Raw genomic sequence first — 5,059 nt, forward strand, 5'->3', positions numbered from 1 at the left:
AAACCAAGGCCTGTTCCTTCGCCCACATCTTTTGTCGTGAAAAAGGGTTCAAATATTTTCTGTTTCACTTCTTCCGGCATGCCAGTTCCAGAATCTTTTATACTGATTTTTACCTGTTCTCCTTCCTGCCAGGTACGAATCCACAGAAATTCCTCCTGATTAGGCTGAGCTTTGGATTTGATGGCTTGTACAGCATTGGTGATCAGATTCATAAATACCTGATTTATTTTTCCTGGCAGACACTCTACCAGAGGAAGAAGCCCATAATCCTTTTCGATCTTCAGATAAGAAGGGAAATTGTTTTTAATCAGAATCAGTGTAGAATCCAGACCTTCATTCAAATCCACAGGCTTGGTGTCGTTTTCATCAAGACGACTGAAGTTTTTCAGGCTTCTGATAATTTCAGCAGTTCTCCTGGCGCCCTCCCCAATTCCAGAAAGAAGCGAAGTAATTTCTTCCCTTACATAATTGAGGTCAATTTGTTTTTTAAAGGCTTCTATTTTCGCAATTTGTGGTGCAAGATCTTCCTCAATATTGAGTTTTTCATATTGGTTGATCACCGAATTCAAATCATTGATGTCGAGCTCCAGCGGTTTGATATTAGATGTAACAAAATTGATCGGATTATTAATTTCATGCGCTATACCAGCAGTCAACTGACCTAAAGAGGCCATTTTTTCAGAATCCACCAATTGAGACTGCGCTTCTTTCAGATCATTTAAAGTCACTTCAAGGGTATGGTTCGACTCCTGTAAAGCAAGGGTCCTCTCATTTACCTTTTGTTCCAATTCAATGTTTTGTTCCCGGATCAATCTTTCGTTTTCCTGCGAGATGCGAAGTGCTTCGGCCTGAGAATATTCTTTTTCTTTTCTATAAGTATTGATCTTATCTGCAAGGGCAAAAGACAGAAGTGTTACCTCTAATGCCGAGCCAAAAGGCATGGTGTAATAGGTGAGGTCGTTATATGGTAATACACCGAAATCCTTCAAGGTATAAATAATGATACCGATCAGAAAAACAGACCAGGATAATAAAAAGAAAGTAGCAGGTCTATAGCCCTTCGAACTTATTTTTATGGCCATGTAAAACATATACATAGATACCGTAGAGGCTGTAAATTCGATGAGCTTAAATGCAAGGGCGTACTGCGAAAAAAGGGACAGTAAGATAGAAGCTATATACAGAAAGATAAATACCGATGCATAACGGTCCGTTTTTGGTAACCATTCTTTCGTTTTCAGGAAGTACCTTTCAAACTGAAGTGCCGTTATTCCAACCAGTGGAGGGAAAATAAAAGAACTATAGATGGCAAGCCAGCTCAGCCCAGGCCATAAATACTTAAAGGTGAAACCCTGTATACTTGCCTGGGTTAAAATCACCATGATCAGGTAAACGACGTAATAAAGATAACTCTTATCTCTTACTGTAAAATAAATAAAGAGATTATACAATAGCATAGAAAGCATGATACCCAGATACAATCCGGAGATCAGGTATTTACTTTTTGTAGATTCTATGATGTTTCTTTCTTTTCCAATGAAAATGGGGAGCTGGATATTATCGCTGCTCTCTATTCTCATATAGTACACTTTCTCCTGCTGTTTTGGAATATTCAGCTGGAAAATAAAAGAGGGATCGTTGTAAATCCTATGTTTAAAGGGATAAGCCTCACCCAGTTTCTTCACCGTAATTTTATTGTCCTGTTCTGAATATAATTCAATGTTGTCCAATACAGGGTGATCAATTTGCAAGGTCAGATTGGCTTCCTCACTCTGATTTAAGACAGAGAATCTGATCCAGATGGTGTAATCTTCCACACCAAAGTTAGGTACGGATTTATTACTGCGAACAAAATCCGTCCTTTTCATGATATCCTGAACATCAAGTTTCCGGGTCTTGTCTACATAGACGAAAAGATCTTTTCCAATACTCTTTCTGGTGTCACTATTTTTAATCACAATATCAGCAGCAGCTGCATTAAAAATATAAGTGAAGGAAAGAAAGATAATTAAGAGCCAGTTCTTCATGCCGGAGGATTAACGTTAGGTGGGATGATCAGATTATAATGGACTTCAAGATCTCCAATTTTCGATTGCTCAATAAATTGTTGAACAGGATTATACCTCAAACTTAACATTCGTTCCCTGTCGTAATCTTCTGCCGTTTCCAGTTCTTTCGCATTTAAAATACCCAGTACCCAGGCTATATAATTCTCGTTCGGATAGATAAATTCCCCACCATTTCCCAGGGTGTTGTCAATAACAAATCCTACTTTTTTAAACATTTTGAGGGTATATCCTGCACAAATACCCATCAATGTTTTGCAGGTGACCTGGTTGGTGATCGATATTCCGGCCCGGGTAAGTAAGATACTAATCCCTAGTCCGGCCACAGATTTGGCATTCCACAGGGCGCAGAGTTCGCCTACACCGTCTGGAATATACTCACGAACCAAATCATATAACGTAGGGTCCATATACCCAACTGCTTTTTCTACAGGTAAGGGATAAACACCATCGGCAAGCTGTATGCGGATACCGCCAACCATTTCACCATCTTCTGTTTCTGCAACTACACCATATACACAATCCATATGCATCCATTGGTTGTTATTGGTGGTAATGTTGGTAATTCCGTAGTCTTCCAATACACTCACATGTCCTTTCAGGAAACGCTGACAGGTATCGGGATCCTCCGTTGCTTTAAAGGCTCTGAATTTAATCAAGGTCATAATTCTAATTAAACTGAAGTACGTTCGACAAAGGCTTTCTGAATGACCTTACGGATGCTTCGTCAGCATAGGACAATCTGAACATAAATATACCTTGCTCTTTTCGCAGTACAGGAAACACTTCAAATAGAGATTCCTGTAAACTCGTCAGCTCTTTAATCATTTTAGGCGGCATTTCTTCTCCATTGCCCTGATTGAGACGTGCAAACAGGAATAATGGTGCTGAAATAGGATGGAAGGAGAGCCCCTTTAAGTTCGCATCTAACCATACCCGTTGAACAGCCTCGCCACCCAGGATAAAATTTTCAGGACTGTATTCCGGCATACTGATCAAACCAATCCCGGAAGAGCTGATGATCGCATTTTTAGAGAGCTTTTCGAAGGCAGCACCGCCACCCCATTTGTTCAAAAGCTTAATTACTTCCGGATTTTTAGCCACGTTCAAACCTGCTTTATCACTTTCAGAAAGCTCAAGGCTCCTGATATCCAGGCCTGTTCTGGTTTCCAAAACCTCTTTTTCAGTCCACCTCATTTCCTGAGTGTAAAAATCATGGTGGCCCTGAGGGTACAGGAAGCGAATTCTTTCCACCTTTGAAACCACTTCTGCGATTTGTTTGATCTGATCTTTGTCCTCCATCACATGAAGTACCGCAGGGCTTCCATGGCTGGCCGAATCTTTCAGGGAAGATAGGGTTTCAGAGCTGATCTTTTGTCCGTTACCTGTTTTACGATTGGTTAACCTCACCTGGATTCCAGGTTCAAATTCCTGCCCATAAGGCTTTTCTTTATCCTCTGAAAAAATGAAAGCAGCGACCAGTCTTTTATTTTGTGCATTAGGAAAGAGCTCACAGCTAACTTTTAATCCCATTTTTCCAGCTTCAATTTTTAAATTTTCTATCGCCGCACCAAAAGAAATATTGGACGTAATATTGTCAAAATCTCCCCAGGAAACAGAGTGCTTTTCATCATGAAAAAGAAAGAGTTTTCCTTGTTTGGAAAACCATTTCCAGGGCTGATTATTTCCGGCAGAAGGTGCCTGGATTGCTGTGGTAACCATCTGCTCCAGTTGCGACTGCTCCAGCGTCTGACTGTTCACCGCAAGACCTTCGACAGCCTTGTTCATTTCTTCTGCGGAAAGTGCTTCTGCCTGATATTCCTTTACAACATAATCTGTATCCGAAGCTGGTTTTTTATCGCCAATAAGTTCTTCCAGATCGATAAAATATCTTCCTGATTCATGGTACTGGTCGAGAATGATCCTTCGCGAAACATCCGCACAAAGGGCTCCTCCAAGGGTAACTCCCGAAGCCAGTTGTGGCCAGGTTGTGATGGATTGACCTACTTCGCACATGGAAGCCTGTAGCCTGTTGGATAGGGTTTCAACGCCAATCATGGCCAGCAGGAAAGGGATTTTTTCTTCGTTGGTTTTTAAGTGTTTAATTCTGGAAGGATCAAGGTGATCAATCATTCCATGAAGTATTGGCCGTTCCGGCTCAAGGTCAAATCTTTCCACATCCAGCGTTCCCCTGTCACTCATATCCATTACTACCGGAATACGTAAAGCTTTGGCTTTATGACGGAGCCAAATCTTAATATCCAGACCATCACATTCATCGACAACTAGGTCTAAATTACCACCTTCACTAAAGAAGCGGTCCATGTTTTCTTCCGTAAGGCCATCTGCAAAACAGATTACCTTTAAGAATGGATCAATCTCTTTAATCTCTCTGGCTACAATAATGACTTTAGGTAGTCCAAGGTTTTGAACACCTGTTCTGATCCGGTTAATATTAGTGAGTTCCAGTACATCAAAGTCAGCCAGGCGGATCTCCCCAAAACTTCTTTCCATGGCCATGGTTACAGAAACAGATTGCCCAACAGAAAGGCCTACAACACCAATTTTTTGTTTGCCGAGCAAATCGCGTTCTGCTCTGGTTATTTTATAAATATTCCTATTGGTCCTGACCTCTATAAATTCTTCCTCATCCAATAAATGGACCAGTCTGTCAGACCAGGGATAATAGACCCATACACCATATTCCTGTTTGCTCAGTGTGCCTATGTGTTCAGTCTTAAGTGCTTCAAGAACATCGGGTTCCGGCTTCTTTTTAGGATGCTTAGATTTAATCAGGTCATCCAGCTGCGTCTCGATTTCATCATGTATTTTTAGGTGCGGTTTGGCTTTTAATAAAGCTTCCAGTTCACTCTTTTCTGTAGCATTATAAATTCTAAAGAATTTTGGTTCGAAAGAAAGATCGTTTGCCTGTAATTGATTGCTGAATAATAACATGTAAAATATCTAAAATTTGCCCTAGTTTATGTGTATTC

3 protein-coding genes are annotated in these 5,059 nt (G+C 40.6%); all 3 read right to left on the reverse strand.

Annotated features, from left to right (window positions below; genetic code table 11):
* Positions 1 to 2,027: 7TM diverse intracellular signaling domain-containing protein (locus DBR11_RS26960; protein ID WP_199233976.1), on the reverse strand; the 2,027-nt coding region annotated here is incomplete at its 3' end.
* Positions 2,024 to 2,731 carry a hypothetical protein gene (locus DBR11_RS26965; RefSeq protein ID WP_108555647.1) on the reverse strand — a complete coding sequence of 236 codons (708 nt, stop codon included), beginning with the start codon at positions 2,729 to 2,731 and terminating at the stop codon, positions 2,024 to 2,026. The genes DBR11_RS26960 and DBR11_RS26965, both read right to left, overlap by 4 nt.
* A gap of 4 nt (positions 2,732 to 2,735) precedes the next feature.
* On the reverse strand, positions 2,736 to 5,021 hold the full coding sequence (locus DBR11_RS26970; protein WP_108555648.1) for an Rv1355c family protein: 2,286 nt from the start codon (positions 5,019 to 5,021) through the stop codon (positions 2,736 to 2,738).
* Between the last annotated feature and the right edge of the window lie 38 nt (positions 5,022 to 5,059).

Origin of the sequence: Pedobacter sp. HMWF019 (assembly GCF_003061025.1) — a bacterium.
Lineage (GTDB): Bacteria > Bacteroidota > Bacteroidia > Sphingobacteriales > Sphingobacteriaceae > Pedobacter.